This window comes from Parendozoicomonas haliclonae (assembly GCF_900174585.1).
In the GTDB taxonomy this organism is placed as follows: Bacteria; Pseudomonadota; Gammaproteobacteria; order Pseudomonadales; family Endozoicomonadaceae; genus Sansalvadorimonas; species Sansalvadorimonas haliclonae.
In genome coordinates this window covers 1-423 of the sequence record NZ_FWPT01000066.1, presented here as the reverse complement: position 1 = coordinate 423, position 423 = coordinate 1, and the positions used below count along the sequence as shown (strand labels likewise).

1 protein-coding gene is annotated in these 423 nt (G+C 57.2%); it reads left to right on the top strand.

The window, feature by feature from the left end; translation table 11 throughout:
- Nucleotides 1-423, top strand: a 423-nt coding sequence (locus EHSB41UT_RS24700; protein WP_165767399.1) for an immunoglobulin-like domain-containing protein, incomplete at both ends; no start/stop codon positions are given.

Below are 423 nucleotides of genomic sequence, written 5' to 3'. Positions count from 1 at the left end.
AGGAAGTGGTCACCGCGATCACTGATGATCAGGATGAAGTGACGATCACGCTGACCGCGACACCGACCACCAGTGAAGATGGCGGCTCGATTACCTACACCGCGACTTTATCTAACGTCGACGGCTTGCCGGTTGCTAACCACAATGGTCTGACCGTCACACTGGCCAACCAGCAGCAGATCACTATCCAGGCCGGCGCCACCAGTGGCACGGTAGACCTGGCCATCGATCGGGATGATGTTTGGGTCGAAAACGGGGATACGGTTGCCAACAGCATTACCGGCGTCACCGGTGGTAGCGAGTTTGAGAACCTGACGTTCAGCGAGGAGGAAGTGGTCACCGCGATCACTGATGATCAGGATGAAGTGACGATCACGCTGACCGCGACACCGACCACCAGTGAAGATGGCGGCTCGATTACCT